Source organism: Streptomyces sp. HUAS CB01 (assembly GCF_030406905.1).
In the GTDB taxonomy this organism is placed as follows: Bacteria; Actinomycetota; Actinomycetes; order Streptomycetales; family Streptomycetaceae; genus Streptomyces; species Streptomyces chengbuensis.
In genome coordinates this window covers 6371545-6389234 of record NZ_CP129137.1, presented here as the reverse complement: position 1 = coordinate 6389234, position 17690 = coordinate 6371545, and the positions used below count along the sequence as shown (strand labels likewise).

Sequence of the window (17690 nt, the reverse complement as noted above, 5' to 3'; positions counted from 1 at the left end):
CGCGGCCCGCCGGCCGAGGGCCGTCCCCCTCGGCCGGAGAACCGGGGTGTCAGGCCTGCGCGGCGATCCGCGCGAGGCGCTGGGCCTCGTCCCGCGTGGAGCGGGCGATGGCGTCCTCGTCGGCCTTGAGCAGCCGGCCGTTCTCGACGACCGGCTCGCCGTCGACGAGGGAGAGCGTGACCGGGGCCGCCGCGCCGAGGACGAGGGCGGTCACCGGGTCGGCGATGGAGGCGTGGGCGAGGGTGTCCAGCTTCCAGAGGACCAGGTCGGCGAGCTTGCCCGGCTCCAGGGACCCGATCTGCGTGGCCCGGCCGAGGACCTGGGCGCCGCCGTACGTGCCCAGGCGGAGCGCCTGACGCGCATTCAGCGCGGCTTCGCGGTGCACCGGGTTGAGGCGGTTGATGAGCAGCGCGTTGCGCAGTTCGGTATGGAGTTCGCCGGACTCGTTGGAGGCGGTGCCGTCGACGCCGAGGCCGACGGGAACGCCGGCCCTCAGCATGTCGGGGACCCGGGCGATGCCGGCGGCGAGGCGGGCGTTGGACGAGGGGCAGTGGGCGACTCCGGTCCTCGTCCGGGCGAACGCCTCGATGTCGGAGTCGTTCATGTGGACGCAGTGCGCCATCCACACGTCCTCGCCCAGCCAGCCGGTGGACTCGAAGTACTGGGTGGGGCCCATGCCGAAGAGCTCGTGGCAGAACTTCTCCTCCTCCACGGTCTCGCTGCCGTGGGTGTGGAGGCGTACGCCCTTGCGGCGGGCCAGTTCGGCGCCCTGCTTGAGCAGTTCGGTGGAGACCGAGAACGGGGAGCAGGGGGCGACGGCGATCTGCGTCATCGCGTCGAAGGAGGCGTCGTGGTGCGTGTCGATGGTCTCCTCGGTGGCGGCCAGGGCCCCTTCGAGGGTCTCGACGGCGAAGTCCGGCGGCAGGCCGCCGTCCTTCTCGCTGCGGTCCATGGAGCCCCTGGCCAGGGTGAAGCGGACACCCATCCCGGACGCGGCCCGGATGATGGCGCCGGAGAGGTCGCCGGAGCCCTTCGGGAAGACGTAGTGGTGGTCCATCGCGGTGGTGACGCCGCCGCGGGCCATCATCGCCAGGGACCCCTGTGCGGCGGAGTGCACCATCTGCTCGTCGATGCGGGCCCAGGTCGGGTAGAGCGCGACGAGCCAGTCGAACAGGTTGTGGTCGGTGGCGAGACCGCGGGTGATCCACTGGTAGAAGTGGTGGTGCGTGTTGACCAGGCCGGGGGTGGCGAGGTGGCCGGTGCCGTCTACGCGGCGGACCACGTTCTCCAGGTTCTCGGGCGCCCTGCCCGGACCGACCGACTCGATGCGGTTGCCGGCGACGACGATGTGGCCGGAGGCGTACTCGGTGTCATGGGCGTCCACGGTCGCGATCGAACAGTTCTCGATGACGATGCGCGGGGCTGCTGCCGATGCTGCCATGGCGGTGCGTCCTTTGTCTTTCGGTGGCGGTGCGGGCACGGCAGGACCCTGGAGGATTTGAGTGCCACGGTCCGGGGACCGTGGGTGCCGAAAAGGGTGGGAGGACCGGGTGGGCGGGACCGCCGCGGGCGGTCCGCCCCACGTGCACGTGTCAAGGAAACCACCTGCTCCCTCGTCTCCGGTGCGGCCCCGTCCGGTCGGACGGACGGGGCCGCGGCCGGTCCCGTCCGACGGGCGACCTCCCCCGGCCTCCGGGGCCGGGGCGGCCCGTCAGAGGTTGGTCAGGTCGACCGGGATCCGCGCCTCGGCGCCGTCCCGCAGGATCGTCGCCTCGATGAGGCCGTAGGGCCGGTCGGCGGCGAAGTAGACCTCGTTGTCGTTCTTGAGCCCGAACGGCTCCAGGTCGACGAGGAAGTGGTGCTTGTTCGGCAGGGAGAAGCGGACCTCGTCGATCTCCGCGCGGTGGTTGATGATGCGCGCGCCCATCTGGTACAGCGTCTGCTGCAGCGAGAGGGAGTAGGTCTCGGCGAAGGCGTGGAGCATGTGCTTCCTCACCTGCTCGTAGGACTTCTCCCAGTTGGGCGCCTTCTGCTCGTCGTCGGTCCAGTTGAACCGCCAGCGGCCGGAGACCTCGGTGGCCAGGATGCGGTCGTACGCCTCCTGCAGCGTCGTGTACTTGTCCTTGACGTAGCCCCAGAACTCGGAGTTCGTCGAGTTCATGACGACCAGGTCCTTGAGCCCGGAGACGACCTCCCACGACTCCCCGTCGTAGGTGATCTGGGTGAGGCGGGTCTCCTGGCCCTTGCGGACGAAGGAGTGCCTGACCTCGTCGGCGCCGATGAACCTGGAGTTGGCGTCGGAGGTCGCGATGCGCTCCCAGGCGTACTCCTCGATGCGGATGCGCGCGCGGTGGATCGGTTCCTGCGAGGTGACGAAGTGGCGGGCGAGGTGGATGCCGAACTGCTCGGCGGACTCGATGCCGTGCTCCTTGGCGAACGCGTACACCGTGTTCTTGGTGGTGTCGGTCGGGAGCACGTTGGCGTTCGAACCGGAGTAGTGGACGTCCTCCATGTCGCCGGAGAGCGCTACCGAGACGTTCAGGTCCTTGATGTGGTGGGTGTCGCCGTCCCGCGTGATCTTCACGACGCGGTTCTCGGCCTTGCCGTACTGGTTCTGTCCCAGGAGTACGGGGCGGCCGGGTCGGGATGTGGCTGTCATTGTCTGCTAGCTCCCTCGGTAAACGGAGTAGCCGAACGGGTTGAGCAGCAGCGGTACGTGGTAGTGCTCGCCCGACACGACGGCGAACGTGATCGCCACCTCCGGGAAGAACGCACCGCTGTCCCGATTCGCGGGGGCGTCCTGCTGGGCCTCGGCTTGCTTCTTCGCGAAGTACGGCTCGGTCTCGAAGTCGAGCCGTACGTGGGTGGTGCCCTCCGGCAGCGCCGGCAGGTCCTTGCACCGGCCGTCCGCGTCGGTCGCGGACCCCCCGAGCGCCCTCCACTCGCCGCCGGAACCCTCGCGGGCCGACAGGGAGACGGCGACGCCCTCGGCGGGGCGGCCGACGCTGGTGTCCAGGATGTGGGTGGACACGGACGCCGTGGTGTCGGTGCTCATGCGCTCTCCTCCTCCACGAGACGGTTCAGCCGGATCCGGTTGATCTTCCCCAGTTCGGCGCGGACGATCTCGCGCTCCTGCTCCGGCGAGTGGTCGATCCGCTCCCGGACGGCGTCCCTCATCTGCTCACCGGTGCGGCCGGTGGCGCAGATCAGGAAGACATGGCCGAACTTGTCCTGGTAGGCCAGGTTGAGTTCGAGCATCTCGGCCCTGAGTTCCTCGGAGGCATCGGCCATCCCGCTCTGCTCGCGGGAGGAGGTCGGGTCCCCGGGCTTCGGCCGGCCGATCGGCGGGTGCCCCGCCATCGCTTCGGCCAGGTCCTCGGCGGTCAGCCCGGCCATGGCGGCGTCGCTGGCGGCGAAGAGGGCCTCGACGGTGGCGTAGGGGCGCCGGGCGAGCAGCTCGCCGCCCCATGCCGAGCTGGCGCACACCTCGTGCAGCACGGCCTGGGCCTCGCTGTCCGTCGAGGTGTTGAACCGGGTGAGGCCCGGTACGGAAGTCGAAGACACGGGAGCCTCCGTGGCTGTTCTGCAGGGTGCGTCGGACGGGCTGCGGATAGCTAACGCCTTCCCCCGACAGCCCGTCAACACTTTGTTGAAACTTCGTGGACAGAAAAGCCGCCGTCCCGACATATGGACGGCGGCTGCGTACGGATCGTGGCCACCTAGTCACCCTTGGCGGCGTTCTCCCTGTTCAGGTAGTTGTAGACGGTGAACCGGCTGACCCCGAGGGCGCTCGCCACCGTCTCCACCCCGTGCCGTACGGAGAAGGCCCCGCGTGCCTCCAGCGTCCGCACCACCGACTGCTTCGCCTTGCGGTCGAGGGCCGACAGCGGCATGCCGTGACGCCGCTCCATGGCGGCCAGGATGTGGTCCAGCGAGTCGGACAGCTGCGGCAGCCGCACGGCCAGCACCTCGGCGCCCTCCCAGGAGAGGACGACATCGTCCGCCTGGGCCTGCTCGGGGCGGAGGATCTCCGCGCCCATCGCGTCCACCAGCGGCTTCACGGCGTTGACCAGAGGGTGGTCTCCGGGCTCGGTCACTGCTCCCCCTCCTCGTCCGCGCCGTCACGGACCGCCGGCGCGGCGTCGTGCTGCCCGATCACGTTGACCTGCAGCGAGACCCGGGTGGCCCCGGCGCCCAACGCCCGGCGCAGCAGCGAGTCGACTGCGGTGAGCACGGCGTCCGCGCCGCCCTCGGCCGTGTTGCCGAAGGGGCCCACGTCCACGGCGTCCAGGTCGGCGGCCTGGATGACCTCGCGGGCGACCACCGCATGGGCCGGGGCCTCGTCGAGGTCGAAGGGTTCTGTCGTGAACTCCACTCGCAATCGCATGCCCCCACGTTAAGCCCGCCCGCACGGGCGTCCGCCGGGCGGTGCCGGAATACAGCGACACCGGAAAGAAGCGGCCGCCGTGCGACGGATCCGCCCGCGTCCCGCGTAGAGCCGATGACGGAAGCCGCACCCCCGGTCGGAACGGTGCGGCGGCACGACGAGGGAGGGGTGGGCCGTGTTGACGGGTCACGGACGCAGAGCGGTGCGGGGGACGGCGGTCGCGGCGGCGGCGATGGCGGTGCTGACCGCCTCGCAGGCGCAGGGGGCCGTGCCCTCGGCGACCGCGGGCACGGAGGGGGTACCGGCGGCGCCCGGACCGAGCGTCTCGGGCGACTCCGCCTACCGCACGGAACTACCGCCGCTGCGGCCGCGCGGGCGCGAGGGCATGGCCCCGGAAGGCGCGGTCGACGGGAGCGCGGTGACGACCGGGGGCACGCTCCCCTCCACCGTCTTCGCCGCCTACCTGCGGGCCGAAGCGGAACTGTCGCGCAGCACGCCCGGCTGCGGGCTCCGCCGGCAGCTGCTCGCCGCCATCGGCCAGGTGGAGTCCGGGCAGGCGCGCGGCGGCCGGGTGGGCCCGGACGGCACGGCGTCTCCGCCGATCCTCGGGCCGCGGCTGGACGGCAACGGCTTCGCGCGGATCACGGACACGGACGGCGGCGCGTACGACGGGGACACGGTGTACGACCGCGCCGTCGGGCCGATGCAGTTCATCCCGTCGACCTGGGCGGTCTGGGGCGCCGACGGCAACGGCGACGGCCGCGCGGACCCGTCCAACGTCTACGACGCGGCGCTCGCCGCGGGCCGGTATCTGTGCGCGGGCGGACGGGACCTGTCCGACCCGGGCGACCTGGACCGCGCGGTCCTCGGGTACAACCGCTCGAGGGCCTATCTGCGCACGGTGCGGGCCTGGTACGCCTACTTCCTGGAAGGACACCTGGTGGTGCCGGACCTGGGAGCGGCGGGTCCGGCCGCTCCCCGTCCGCAGCCGGCGCCGTCCCGTACGCCCCGGCCCGCCGCGTCCCAGCCGTCCGCTTCAGCGCGCCCGGACGGACCGGGCGGAGGGGAGGGCACCCGGCCCCCGGGGTCCACCGCGGCCCCCGATCCCCGGCCCGCCGAGGGGGGCGCGCAGGGACCCGCGGGCCCCGCCGGCCCGGTGCCGCCCGTCCCGGGGCCCGTGACACCGCTGCCCGGCGGCGGAGTGCCCTCGGGCACGGATCCGCTGGTCGGCAACGGTACGGACTCGATGCGCCGCACCCCCTCCACAACCCTCGATACCGGGCGGTAATGTCGCCCCCCGCCGGGCAGGACGGGACCGGCGGGGTGAGTGCGAAGGGGCCCTCATGGCGACGGACACGCATGCGACGCATTCGGGCGGGCTGGAGAATCGGGCGGCGTACGGCCCGCCGCGCGAGCGGTCGCAGGAACGCTGGCAGCGCGCCTGGAGCCACCGCGAGGACCTGCTCAAGGTGGCGCGCCGGCGTTCGATGAGCCCGGAGGACGCCGAGGACGCCGTGCACGAGGCGATGCTGCGCGCGGCGGAGAACCCGCATCTCGACGACGAGCGGCTGGGTGCGTGGCTGACGACGGTGACGATGCGGCTGTGCGTCGACCGGTACCGGCAGGTCAACCGGGAGGCGGAGGTGCGCAGCAGCCCGCGGCTGGTGGCGCCGCGGCCGGCGCCCGTCGACGAGGTCGTCTGCGACCGGGCCGAGGCCAGGTGGCTGGCCGTGCGCAGCGGTGAGCTGCCCGCGCGGCAGGCCGAGGCACTGCGGCTGAAGTCCGAGGACCTCGACGTCGGTGAGGTCGCCCGGGAGATGGGGCTGAGCTACCGGACGGTGGAGTCGCTGCTGGCCCGGGCGCGGCGGACGCTGCGCGCGTCGCTCGCGGGCACGCTGGGGCTGGTCCTGTGGCTGCTGGGGCGCCGGCCCCGGACGGGCGGCCACGCTCATCTGGTGGTCGCGGCGTCGACCGCGGCGACACTGGCGGTCGCCGGTTTCGTCGTGCCGTACGCCTACGAGGGGGACACTCCGGGACCGGCCCCGGCCACGTCCGAGACGGCCGACGTGTGGCCGGCGGCCGACGACGCGGCACGCGGCGCCGACGGGGCGACGGCCTCCTCCGGCCCCGTGACGCCCACGCCGGACGGGCCGACCGGCGCCGGACCGGTCGCGCCGCTGCTCCTGCCGGACCCGGCGCTGCCCTCGTTGCCGCCGGTGCCCGCGCCCGCGGTGCCGTCGGTCCCCGACGTACCGAAGGTGCCGAAGGTGCCCGCGGTCTCCGATCTGCCGGCGCTGCCCGGGCTGCCGACCGCTCCGGACACCCCGCCCACACCCGCCGTGACCGGGCAGGCCGTTGCCGAAGCTCCCACCGCGGACGCTCCGGCCCTCAGCGTCCCTGACCGGGTCCTGCCGTCGGAGCCGTCGTCCGCACCGTCGCTCCCGGGGAAGACGCCCTCGCCCTGACCCCGGGCCGGGCCGCACCCGCCGGTCCCGGAGGCGACACCACTCCCCCTGGCCCCACCCCGCACCCTCCCGTACCCGCGGACCAGGCCCCGCCCGCAACCCCCGGCGCGCGGGAACGCGCCCGCCGGGCCGTTCCCGCACCGCGGGCGGGCCCCTCCGTAGCCGTTCGCCCGTCCCGGCGCGCACGCACCGCGGGCGGGCCCCTCCGTAGCCGTTCGCCCGTCCCGGCGCGCACGCACCGCGGCGCGACCCTGAGCACCCCTCCGCCCTGCGGCGAAAAAATCTCGTCCTCGCCGCGACGGACGCCCCGCCCCTCCCCGTAGAGCAGGTGTCGGAGCTGCTCAACGGCTGAAGGGTGTACCGGATGGGTGTCGAGATCTGCGTGGAGGGACTGACCAAGTCCTTCGGCCGGCAGATCATCTGGCAGGACGTGTCGCTGACGCTGCCCGCCGGGGAGATCTCGGTCATGCTCGGCCCTTCGGGCACGGGGAAGTCGGTGTTCCTCAAGACGCTCGTCGGGCTGCTCCGACCCGACCGGGGGTCGGTGCGGATCGCCGACCGGGACATCACCCGGCTGCGCGAGCACGACCTGTACGAGGTGCGGAAACTGTTCGGCGTCCTCTTCCAGGACGGCGCTCTGTTCGGGTCGATGAATCTGTACGACAACATCGCCTTCCCTCTGCGCGAGCACACCCGCAGGTCCGAGACCGAGATCCGGCGGACCGTCCTCGAGAAGATGGACATGGTCGGTCTGATCGGCGCCGAGGAGAAGCTGCCCGGCGAGATCTCCGGCGGGATGCGCAAGCGGGCCGGGCTGGCCCGCGCCCTGGTGCTCGACCCGGAGATCATCCTCTTCGACGAGCCGGACTCGGGACTCGACCCGGTACGGGTGGCCTATCTCAACCAGCTGATCGTCGATCTCAACGCGCAGATCGACGCCACCTTCCTCATCGTCACCCACGACATCGCCTCCGCCCGCCAGGTCCCGGACAACATCGGGCTGCTGTTCCGCCGGGAGCTGGTGATGTTCGGTCCCCGCGAGCGGCTGCTGACCAGTGACGAGCCCGTCGTGCGGCAGTTCCTCCACGGCCGGATGCAGGGGCCCATCGGCATGGCGGAGGAGAAGGACGCCGCCCAGGTCGAGCGGGAGCTCGCGCAGTTGGACCGGGGCACGGGAGCCGGGGACGACGGGGGAGCCCACGGGATGACCCCCCGACTGCTGCCGAGCCCGGGCATCACCCGGCCGCCCCGCTGGGAGGCCATCGCACGGCGCGAGGCGGAGCTGCGCGGACGCAAGGAGGTGGCAGGAGCATGAGCCTCTCCCCCACCGGGGCGCTCCGGCACTCCGGCAGCCTGTTCGCGATGGCGCTGGACGTCCTGAGGACGCTGCCCCGACGGCCCTTCCAGATACGGGAGTTCATCCAGCAGGCCTGGTTCATCGCGAGTGTCACGATCCTGCCGACGGCGCTGGTCTCGATCCCCTTCGGCGCGGTGATCGCGCTGCAGATCGGCAGTCTGACCCGGCAGCTCGGCGCCCAGTCCTTCTCGGGCGCGGCCTCGGTGCTCGCCGTGCTGCGGGAGGCGTCGCCGATCGTGACGGCCCTGCTGATCGCGGGCGCCGGCGGCACCGCGATCTGCGCGGACCTGGGCGCGCGCAAGATCCGCGAGGAGATCGACGCGATGCAGGTACTGGGCATCGACCCGATCCACCGTCTGGTGGTCCCCCGGGTGCTGGCGTCGATGGTGGTCGCGGTGCTGCTCAACGGCCTGGTGTCGGTGGTCGGGGTCGCGGGCGGCTACTTCTTCAACGTCGTCCTGCAGAACGGCACTCCCGGCGCCTACCTGGCGTCGTTCACCACGCTCGCCCAGCTGTCCGACCTGTGGGCGGCCGAGCTGAAGGCGCTGGTGTTCGGGGCGATCGCGGCCATCGTCGCCTCGTACAAGGGGCTGACGGCCAAGGGCGGTCCGAAGGGCGTCGGCGACGCGGTGAACCAGTCGGTGGTCATCACCTTCATGTTGCTGTTCGTCACGAACTTCGTGATGACCGCCGTGTACTTCCAAGTCGTTCCGCAGAAGGGCTGACCGTGGCGCTGATCGACCGTCTCGTGGGGCGACCGCTGCGCTCCCTGGAGGAGCTGGGCGCCCAACTGTCCTTCTACGGACGCTCGCTGGCCTGGACCGGACGCACCCTGCGCCGCTACCGGAAGGAGGTCCTGCGGCTGCTCGCCGAGGTCAGCTTCGGCCGCGGCGCGCTCGCCGTCGTCGGCGGGACCGTGGGCGTGATCGCGTTCCTGTCCTTCTTCACCGGCACCGAGGTGGGCCTGCAGGGGTACGCCGCCCTCAACCAGCTCGGCACCTCCAACTTCGTCGCGTTCCTCTCCGCGTACTTCAACACCCGGGAGATCGCCCCGCTGGTGGCCGGCCTGGCGCTGTCGGCGACCGTCGGGGCCGGCTTCACCGCCCAGCTCGGCGCGATGCGGATCAGCGAGGAGACCGACGCCCTGGAGGTGATGGGCGTCCCGTCGCTGCCGTTCCTGGTGACGACCCGGATGGTCGCCGGGTTCGTCGCCGTCGTCCCGCTCTACGTGATCGGGCTGCTGTCCTCGTACTTCGCCGCCCGGACGATCACGACCGGCTACCACGGCCAGTCGGCCGGCACGTACGACCACTACTTCCAGCAGTACCTGCCGCCGGTCGACGTGCTGTGGTCGTTCGGCAAGGTGATCGTCTTCGCCGTCGTGATCATCCTGGTGCACTGCTACTACGGCTACCACGCGAGCGGCGGCCCGGCCGGCGTCGGCGTCGCGGTCGGCCGTGCCGTGCGCACCTCCATCGTCGCCATCAACGTCCTGGACTTCTTCCTCAGCCTGGCGATCTGGGGCGCCAGCACGACCGTACGGATTGCGGGGTAGGGCCGATGCGTGTCCGACGGAGGATCCACGGAATCGTCTTCATCGCCGTGCTGGCGCTGCTGCTGTCGCTGTCCGTGGCCGTGTACCGGAAGGCTTTCACCCCCGTCGTCCGGGTGACGCTGGAGACCGGCGTCCTCGGCAACCAGCTGGAGCCGCAGGCCGACGTCAAGCTGCGCGGGCTGCTGGTCGGCGAGGTGCGCGGGGTGCGGGCCGACGGGGAGAAGGCAACGCTCGACCTCGCGCTCGCCCCGGAGCACGTCCCGCGCATCCCGGCCGACGTCCGGGCGAGGCTGCTGCCCAAGACGCTGTTCGGGGAGAAGTACGTCGACCTGGTGGCGGCCCCCGGCGGCCCCCCGGCGCGGTCGATCCGCGCCGGTGACGTCATCACCCAGGACCGCACCGCGGCCGGTATCGAGGTGCAGCGGCTGATGAACGATCTGCTGCCGCTGCTGCGCACCGTCCGCCCCGCCGAACTCAACGCCACGCTCTCGGCGTTCTCCACCGCGCTGGAGGGCCGGGGCGACCGGATCGGCGACAACCTCACGCGGGTCGAGGGGTACCTCCGCCGGCTCAATCCCCATCTGCCGTCGCTCGAGGAGGACATCTCCCGGTTCGCGGACGTGGCCGAGGTGTACGGGGACGCCGCGCCGGACCTGATGAGGATCCTGCGGAACACCCTCACCACCAGCCGCACCGTCGTGGCGAAGCAGGAGCAGCTGGCCGCCATGTTCACCGCGACGGCCGGCGTCGCGGGGACCGCGGACGGGTTCCTGGACGACAACGGGGAGCGGCTGATCACCCTGGGCCGGGTCTCGCGCCCCACGCTGGCGCTGTTCGCCCGCTACTCGCCGGAGTATCCCTGCCTCCTGGACGGGCTGGTGAGGCAGGAGGCCGCGTCGGAACAGACCTTCAGAGGCGGGAAGATGCACATCACCCTCGAGTTCGTCCGTCCGCGGCCCGGGTACCGGCCCGGCGAGGAACCCCGCTGGGGGGAGCGCTCAGGACCCAACTGCCACGGCATGCCCCGGCCGCAGGTCCCGGCACCGGACGTGAAGCTGGACGACGGCACCGCCAGGGTCACCCCGGGCGGAGCGGCGGGCAGGCCGGTGTCCGCGACCGGGGCCGAGCAGCGCGCCGTCGGGTCGCTCGTCGCGCCCGTCATGGGTGTGCCCGCGGACGAGGTGCCCGCGGTGGCCACCCTGCTGTTCGGCCCGATGGCCCGGGGGACGGCGGTGAGCGTCGCATGAGGTCGGTGCGTTTGCGACGGGCGGGCGAGACCGCGTCGCCGCTGATCAAGTTCAGCCTCTTCGCGGTGGTGACCGTGCTCGCGACGGCGCTGCTCGCGGCGACCATCGCCACCTTCTCCTTCGCCCCCGAGCACACCTATCGGGCCGTGTTCAGCGATGTCACCGGCCTGGAGGAGGGCGACGACATCCGCGTCGCGGGGGTGCGGGTCGGGGAGGTGCGGGAGATCGGCATACGGGACCGGACACTGGCGGAGGTCACGTTCACGGTGACGGAGAACCGCCCGCTGTACGCCGGCACGGGCGCGGTGATCCGCTACCGCAATCTGGTCGGCTCCCGGTACATCGCGCTGACGGAGGGCCCCGGCGACGGCACGAGGCTGCCGGCCGGCGGCCTGATCCCCCTCTCCCGCACCCAGCCCGCGCTCGATCTGAACGCGCTGCTCAACGGTTTCAAGCCGCTGTTCGCTGCGCTCAGCCCCGAGGACGTCAACCAGCTCGCCACCGAGATCATCAAGACGCTCCAGGGCGAGGGCGGCACGGTGAACAGCCTGCTCGCGCACACCGCTTCGCTCACCAGCACCCTCGCCGACCGCGACGAGCTGATCGGGTCGGTGATCGACAACCTCAACACGGTGCTGACGACCCTGGACGAGCGCGGCGCCCGGTTCTCCGGGCTGATCAAGCAGCTCCAGCGGGTGGTCTCCGGTCTCTCCGCCGACCGCAAGCCGATCGGCGAGTCGCTGGTGAACATCAACGAGCTGACGGAGGCGACCTCGGGCCTGCTGGAGGACGCCCGCCCTCCGCTGCGCGACGACATCGCGGAGCTGCGGGACCTCACCGGAACGCTGAACGACAACGAGAAGACCGTGGAGGGCGTGCTGAAGCGGCTGCCGAACAAGCTCAACAAGCTGACGGGGACCGCCTCGTACGGCTCCTGGTTCAACTTCTACCTCTGTGACTTCGACGGCCGGGTGGTGCTGCCGAAGACCAGGGAGGTCATCACACCGGAGCTCCATGTCGCCCGGGCGAGGTGCGCATGAAGGGACGCCTGAGGATGCGCATGATCCCGTTCCGGGAGCGGAATCCCGTGACCATCGGGGCGGTCGGCCTCACCACGCTGGCGCTGCTGGCCGTCGCCGCGTTCAACGCCGACGACCTGCCGCTGATCGGCGACGGCGAGACGTACACCGCGGCGTTCTCGGAGGCGGGCGGCCTGAAGCCCGGCGACGAGGTCCGCATCGCCGGGGTGAAGGTCGGCAAGGTCGACGAGGTGGATCTGGACGGGGACCACGTCAGGGTGGTCTTCCGGGTCAAGGGCGAGCCGGCCTTCGGCACCAGGACGGGTGCGGCCATCCGCGTCAAGACGATCCTGGGCGCCAAGTACCTGGCGCTGAGGCCCGAGGGCCCGGGCCGGCTGAGGCCGGGCAGCGAGATCCCGCTGAACCGGACCACGCCCGCCTACGACGTCGTGACCGCCTTCAGCGATCTGACCACGACCACGGAGAAGGTCGACACCCAGCGGCTGGCCACGGCGCTGAACACGATCTCCACCACCTTCGAGGACTCCCCCGCCGAGGTACGGGAGTCGGTGAAGGGCCTGTCGCAGATCTCCCGCACGGTCGCCTCCCGCGACCGGGCGCTGCGCGAACTCCTCGACCACGCCAACGGCGTCAGCGGGGTCCTCGCCGAGCGATCCCGCGAGTTCTCCGTTCTGGTGAAGGACGGTGACGCGTTGTTCCAGGAGATCTCCCGGCGGCGGGCGGCGATCCACGCCCTGCTCAAGAGCTCCGCCGCGCTGGGGATCCAGCTGTCGGGGCTGGTCGAGGACAACAGCAAGGAGATCGGGCCGGCGCTCAAGGGCCTGAACCAGGTGGTCGGCATGCTCGAACGCAACCAGGCCGCTCTCGACCGCAGCGTGCGGCTGCTCGCGCCCTACGTGCGCGTCTTCACCAACACCCTCGGCAACGGCCGATGGTTCGACAGCTACATCCAGAACATGGTCGCCACTCCGGTGGTCCCGCGGACGGGAGGTCCCTCGTGAAAGCGCCCCTGTCGCGCATACGCGTCCCGCGCACACCCGTGCTGCGCAGGGTCGCGCTGGTGACCGCCCTCGCGCTGGCCGCCGCGAGCGCCGTGGTCCTGTGGCCGCGGGAAGATCCGGTCCGAGTCACCGCGTACTTCCCGCGGACGGTCGGCATCTATCCCGGATCCGACGTCAGGGTGCTGGGCGTCCGGATCGGCGAGGTCAAGGAGATCACCCCGGAGGGACGCCGGGTGCGGGTAGTACTGGAGTGGGACTCAGGGCGGAAGGTCCCCGCCGCGGCCAAGGCCGCGATCATCAACTCCTCGGTGGTCAGCGACCGTTACGTGCAGCTGCTGCCCGTGTACCGGAACGGCGCGGTGATGCGCAGCGGCGCTGTCATCCCGGAGCGGCGCACGGCCGTACCGGTGGAGCTGGACCGGGTCTTCGACAGTCTCCACACGACGTCGGAGGCGCTCGGTCCGCGCGGCGCGAACGACAAGGGCGCGCTGTCGCGGCTGCTGGGTGTGAGCGCGGACAACCTCGAAGGGCAGGGCGGCGCGATCCACCAGTCGGTGGAGGACCTCTCCCTGGCGGTGACCACGCTGTCCGACGGCCGGCAGGACCTGTTCTCCACCGTCCGCAACCTCCAGGTGTTCACCGCGGCGCTGGCCGCCGACGACAAGAACGTCCGGTCGTTCAACGACAGCCTCGCGAAGGTGGCCGGGCAGCTCGCCGCGGAGCGCAAGGACCTCGCGGCGGCGCTGCGGCACCTGGGAGTGGCGCTCGCCGACGTGTCCGACTTCGTACGGGCGAACAAGCGGTCGCTGGCGTCGAACGTGGAGGGTCTGAGCAAGGTCACCAAGGTGCTGGTCACCCAGCGCGCCGCGCTCGCGGAGCTGCTGGAGGTCGCCCCGGCCGGACTGTCCAACCTGCAGAACGCCTACAACCCGTCCGCCGGGACGCTCGACACCCGCAACAACCCCGACCATCCGCAGGATCCGGCGGCGCTGCTCTGCTCGCTGCTGCGGACGACCGGCGACGCGAAGAGCAAGGACTGCGCGGACCTGCGGAAACTGTTCGACTCCCTGCCGGAGCTCGGGCCTGCCGGCACGCGGGCGGTGTCCGGGACCGGCGCGGTCGACCGGACGCTCGGCGGAATCCTGGAGGCCCGCGCATGAGGGCGCTGCGCACCGGCACAGCGGTGTGGGCGGCGGCCGGTGCGCTGCTGCTGACGGGCTGTGAGTTCAGCGGACTGCACGACGTCGGCCTGCCCGGCGGCGCGGCGGCCGACGGCAACGCCTACCGGGTGACCGTCGAGTTCAGGGACGTGCTCGACCTCGTGCCCCAGTCTGCGGTGAAGGTGAACGACGTCACCGTCGGCGCGGTGGAGAAGGTCGAACTGGACGGCTGGCACGCCCGGGTGCGGCTGCGCATCGAGGACTCGGTGAAGCTGCCCGCCAACGCCGTGGCCGAACTGCGGCAGACCAGCATGCTCGGCGAGAAGTACGTGGCGCTGTCCGCGCCCGTGGACGCCGCCCCGGCCGGCCGGCTGAAGGACGGCGCCCGGATCCCGCTCTCCCGCAGCGGCCGCAATCCGGAGATCGAGGAGGTGCTGTCCGCCCTGTCCGCGCTGCTCAACGGCGGCGGGGTGGCCCAGCTGAAGACGATCACGACCGAGCTCAACAAGGCGCTGGAAGGCCGTGAGAACCGGGTCAAGTCCCTGCTGACGGAGCTGGACACCTTCATCGGCGGCCTCGACGACCGGCGCATGGAGATCGTCCGCGCGCTGGCCGGCGTCGACCGGCTCGCCAAGCGGCTGGCCCGGGAGAAGAAGACCATCGCCGGGGCCCTCGACACGGTGCCTCCGGCGCTGAAGGTCCTCGCCGACCAGCGGCGCAGCCTGACGGCCATGCTCACGTCGCTGTCGAAGCTGGGGAAGACCGGCACTCAGGTGATCAACGCCTCGCGGGACGACACCGTGGCGAACCTGAAGAGCCTCCGGCCGATCCTGGAACAGCTCAACAAGGCGGGTGACGATCTGCCCAACGCCCTGGAGCTGATGACGACGTACCCGTTCCCGCGCAACGCCGTGGACGCGATCCACGGCGACTACGTCAATCTGAGGATCACCGCCGATCTCGACCTCGCCTCGGTCTACGGCAATCTCGCCGACGAGCCGTCGGCACCCGGCGGGCCGGACGCCCCGCCACTGCCCGACCTGCCGGATCTGCCGCCGGAGCTCCCGGACGTCCCCGACGTCCCGGACGTGCCGGGCGTTCCGGAGCCCACGGCGCTGCCGGGCGGGCCTTCCGTTCCCGCACCGCCTCCGGGCGGCGGTGGCGGACTGTGCCCGCCGGTGTGCACCGGCGGTCACGCGTCGTACGTCGGCGGTCACGGCGGCGACGGACGTCCGCCGGGGGTCGATCCGGCCCTCGCGGAGCTGATGCTGAAGGGGATGCAGCCGTGATCACACGTACGGTCAGGATCCAGCTCGCGGCGTTCGCCGCGCTCACCGCGGTCGGGGTGTCGTACGTCGGGGCCCGCTACACGGGACTGGTGGACGCCGTCCTCGACCGCGGCTACACCGTGCGGGCCGACCTCGCCGACTCCGGAGGGGTGTTCGAGGGTGCGGAGGTCACCTACCGGGGAGTGCCCGTCGGCCGGGTCGGGGAACTGCGGCTCACCGGGCGGGACGGGGTGTCGGTGGACCTGGACGTCGAGGACGGCGCCCGGATCCCGGCGGACACGGTGGCGGTGGTGGCGAACCGTTCGGCGGTAGGCGAGCAGTACGTCGATCTGCAGCCGCGCGGAACGGGCGGCCCGTACCTGCGCGACGGGAGCGTCATCGCCCGCGGCGACACCCGCGTGCCGCTGCCCACCACGGACGTCGTCCTGAGCCTGGACCGGCTGGTGAACTCGGTCGGCAGGAAGGACCTTCGGATCACGGTCGACGAGCTCGGCAAGGCGTTCGCGGGCACCGGTCCGGAGCTGGGCAGGCTGGTCGACTCCGGAAACAACCTGGTCGAGTCGGCGTCCGAGTCGCTGCCGCAGACGGTCGCCCTCATCGAGGACTCCCGGAAGGTGCTCGGCACCCAGGTGGAGCAGGGCTCGGCGATCCGGTCCTTCTCGCGGGATCTGGCGGCGCTCACCGCTGAGCTGAAGTCCTCCGACGGCGACATCCGCCGGCTCGTCGGCGCCGGCGCGCCCGCCGCGCAGGAGGTCGACGCGCTGCTGACGGAGACCCGGCCCCATCTGCCGGTCCTGCTGGGCAATCTGATCAGCGGCGGCCAGATCACGGTGGCCCGGCTGCCCGGTGTGGAGCAGGCGCTGGTCACCTTCCCCGTGGTGGTGTCGGGCAGCTACACGGTGATCCCGGGCGACGGCACCACCCACTTCGGCATGGTGGCGAACGCGGACGACCCGCCGGCGTGCCGGCAGGGCTACGGCACCCAGCGGCGCGACCCCTCGGACACCGCCGATCGGCCGGCGAACACGGGCGCGCGCTGCTCGGCCCCGCGCGGTGGCCCCAGCTCGGTACGCGGTGCGCAGAACGTTCCCGGGGCCTCGGGGCGCTCCCGCGGCGCGGACCCGGCCGCGTACGTCACCCCGTACGACCCGGAGACCGGCGCGGCCGCCGGACCGGACGGAACGCCCGTCGAGATCGGCTCGACGGGCGGCGAACAGAGCGTGTTCGGAAAGGAGTCGTGGCAATGGCTGCTCGTGGGACCGATGGCATGACGGACGTGACGGCGCCCGGCCCGGAGGACGCCTCGGCGGTCACGGTGATCGGGGGCGCGGATCCGGTGGGCGGGGGCGGGACGACGGGGCCCGCGGTCCGTGGCGGAGCGAAGGACCCGGCAGGCGGGCGCGAGAGGACGGCCCCTGCGGTCCGTGGCCGAGCGACGGGCCCGGCGGGCGAGGTCAGGGAGACCGGCCCGGTGACCGAGGGCCGGGAGACCGACCCCGCGGGCGACGCCCGGGAGACGGACCCGGCGGCCGGGGGCCGGGAGGCCGGCCCATCAGCCGACGTCAGGGAGACGGGCCCGGCGCCCGGCGCCGCGGCCCCCACCCGCGCGGCGAGCGGTGTGCGCAGGGGGTCCGTGCCGGGAGCAGTGCGGGCGATCCGCCGGCTCGGGGCGCGGGCGGTCACCGCCGCCCGCCACGGCAGGGCGGTGGCCGCCCTGCTCGCGTCGGCGACCGTCGTGACGACGGCCCTGTCCCTGTGGCTCGGTTTCCGGGTGCACGAGCAGCACGCCGACGAGCAGCGCCGACAGGACATTTTGGCCGCCGCCCGCCGGTCGGCGCTGAACTTCACCTCGCTCGACTACCGGCACTACGAACGGGACAGCGCGAACGTCCTCAAGGGCGCGGCGGGCGAGTTCAAGGAGCAGTTCGCTGCGCAGACGGCGGAGTTGACCAAGCTCGTCGCCGCGAACAAGTCGGTCTCCGAAGGGCAGGTCCTGGAGGCGGGCATCGCCCGTTCCGACGAGCGCACCGCCCGGGTGCTGGTCGTCGCCGACAGCAAGGTGACCAACTCGGCCGCACCGGAGGGCCAGTCCCGTACCTACCGGCTCCAGCTCGATCTCGTGCTCGAGGGCGGCCGCTGGCTGACGTCGAACGTGGAGTTCGTCGGCTGACCCCCGCCCCCGTCACGCC

At 72.2% G+C, this 17690-nt stretch carries 18 protein-coding genes; 12 read left to right on the top strand and 6 right to left on the bottom strand.

Going from position 1 to position 17690, the window contains the following annotated elements; translation table 11 throughout:
• Positions 1 to 49: 49 nt before the first annotated feature.
• The 6 genes from QRN89_RS28125 to QRN89_RS28100 form a co-directional block, all read right to left on the bottom strand.
• Entirely contained in the window at positions 50 to 1441 is a 1392-nt protein-coding gene (locus tag QRN89_RS28125) for an 8-oxoguanine deaminase (RefSeq protein ID WP_290352208.1), read from the bottom strand.
• A 270-nt stretch (positions 1442 to 1711) separates the two neighbouring features.
• A complete protein-coding gene (gene pucL / locus QRN89_RS28120; RefSeq protein WP_290352207.1) occupies positions 1712 to 2659 on the bottom strand; it encodes a factor-independent urate hydroxylase in 948 nt (315 codons plus the stop codon).
• Positions 2660 to 2665: 6 nt separating this feature from the next.
• On the bottom strand, positions 2666 to 3055 hold the full coding sequence (gene uraH, locus QRN89_RS28115) for a hydroxyisourate hydrolase (protein WP_290352205.1): 390 nt from the start codon (positions 3053 to 3055) through the stop codon (positions 2666 to 2668).
• Positions 3052 to 3564 (bottom strand): 2-oxo-4-hydroxy-4-carboxy-5-ureidoimidazoline decarboxylase, encoded by a 513-nt coding sequence (gene uraD / locus QRN89_RS28110; protein WP_290352204.1) that lies wholly within the window; start codon positions 3562 to 3564, stop codon positions 3052 to 3054. The genes uraH and uraD overlap by 4 nt, the downstream gene beginning before the upstream one ends.
• Before the next feature lie 155 nt (positions 3565 to 3719).
• Complete coding sequence (locus QRN89_RS28105) at positions 3720 to 4097, bottom strand: helix-turn-helix domain-containing protein (protein WP_290352203.1); 378 nt, start codon at positions 4095 to 4097, stop codon at positions 3720 to 3722.
• The gene (locus QRN89_RS28100; protein WP_290352202.1) at positions 4094 to 4387 is read right to left on the bottom strand and encodes a YkoF family thiamine-binding protein; all 294 of its coding nucleotides are present in this window, start codon (positions 4385 to 4387) and stop codon (positions 4094 to 4096) included. Before QRN89_RS28100 ends, QRN89_RS28105 begins: the two co-directional genes overlap by 4 nt.
• A gap of 178 nt (positions 4388 to 4565) precedes the next feature.
• Between QRN89_RS28100 and QRN89_RS28095 the strand changes: the two genes are divergently transcribed.
• The 12 genes from QRN89_RS28095 (at position 4566) to QRN89_RS28040 (ending at position 17671) form a co-directional block, all read left to right on the top strand.
• Positions 4566 to 5675 (top strand): lytic transglycosylase domain-containing protein, encoded by a 1110-nt coding sequence (locus QRN89_RS28095; RefSeq protein ID WP_290353889.1) that lies wholly within the window; start codon positions 4566 to 4568, stop codon positions 5673 to 5675.
• A gap of 55 nt (positions 5676 to 5730) precedes the next feature.
• Positions 5731 to 6852 (top strand): RNA polymerase sigma factor, encoded by a 1122-nt coding sequence (locus QRN89_RS28090; RefSeq protein ID WP_290352201.1) that lies wholly within the window; start codon positions 5731 to 5733, stop codon positions 6850 to 6852.
• A 364-nt stretch (positions 6853 to 7216) separates the two neighbouring features.
• Positions 7217 to 8167, top strand: coding sequence for an ABC transporter ATP-binding protein (locus tag QRN89_RS28085; RefSeq protein WP_290352200.1), 951 nt, complete (start codon positions 7217 to 7219; stop codon positions 8165 to 8167).
• Positions 8164 to 8934 carry an MlaE family ABC transporter permease gene (locus tag QRN89_RS28080; RefSeq protein WP_123189822.1) on the top strand — a complete coding sequence of 257 codons (771 nt, stop codon included), beginning with the start codon at positions 8164 to 8166 and terminating at the stop codon, positions 8932 to 8934. The genes QRN89_RS28085 and QRN89_RS28080 overlap by 4 nt, the downstream gene beginning before the upstream one ends.
• Before the next feature lie 2 nt (positions 8935 to 8936).
• Positions 8937 to 9764, top strand: a complete 828-nt coding sequence (locus QRN89_RS28075) for an MlaE family ABC transporter permease (RefSeq protein ID WP_290352199.1) — start codon at positions 8937 to 8939, stop codon at positions 9762 to 9764.
• A 5-nt stretch (positions 9765 to 9769) separates the two neighbouring features.
• Entirely contained in the window at positions 9770 to 11011 is a 1242-nt protein-coding gene (locus QRN89_RS28070) for an MCE family protein (RefSeq protein WP_290352198.1), read from the top strand.
• Positions 11008 to 12051: an MCE family protein gene (locus QRN89_RS28065; RefSeq protein WP_290352197.1), complete on the top strand. Its 1044-nt coding sequence runs from the start codon at positions 11008 to 11010 to the stop codon at positions 12049 to 12051. The genes QRN89_RS28070 and QRN89_RS28065 overlap by 4 nt, the downstream gene beginning before the upstream one ends.
• A 20-nt stretch (positions 12052 to 12071) precedes the next feature.
• On the top strand, positions 12072 to 13052 hold the full coding sequence (locus QRN89_RS28060; RefSeq protein ID WP_356948699.1) for an MCE family protein: 981 nt from the start codon (positions 12072 to 12074) through the stop codon (positions 13050 to 13052).
• Entirely contained in the window at positions 13049 to 14212 is a 1164-nt protein-coding gene (locus tag QRN89_RS28055; RefSeq protein ID WP_290352195.1) for an MCE family protein, read from the top strand. The genes QRN89_RS28060 and QRN89_RS28055 overlap by 4 nt, the downstream gene beginning before the upstream one ends.
• The gene (locus tag QRN89_RS28050; RefSeq protein ID WP_290352194.1) at positions 14209 to 15501 is read left to right on the top strand and encodes an MCE family protein; all 1293 of its coding nucleotides are present in this window, start codon (positions 14209 to 14211) and stop codon (positions 15499 to 15501) included. The genes QRN89_RS28055 and QRN89_RS28050 overlap by 4 nt, the downstream gene beginning before the upstream one ends.
• Complete coding sequence (locus QRN89_RS28045; protein WP_290352193.1) at positions 15498 to 16772, top strand: MCE family protein; 1275 nt, start codon at positions 15498 to 15500, stop codon at positions 16770 to 16772. The genes QRN89_RS28050 and QRN89_RS28045 overlap by 4 nt, the downstream gene beginning before the upstream one ends.
• The gene (locus QRN89_RS28040) at positions 16745 to 17671 is read left to right on the top strand and encodes an Rv1363c family protein (protein ID WP_290352192.1); all 927 of its coding nucleotides are present in this window, start codon (positions 16745 to 16747) and stop codon (positions 17669 to 17671) included. The genes QRN89_RS28045 and QRN89_RS28040 overlap by 28 nt, the downstream gene beginning before the upstream one ends.
• The last annotated feature ends 19 nt before the right edge of the window (positions 17672 to 17690 follow it).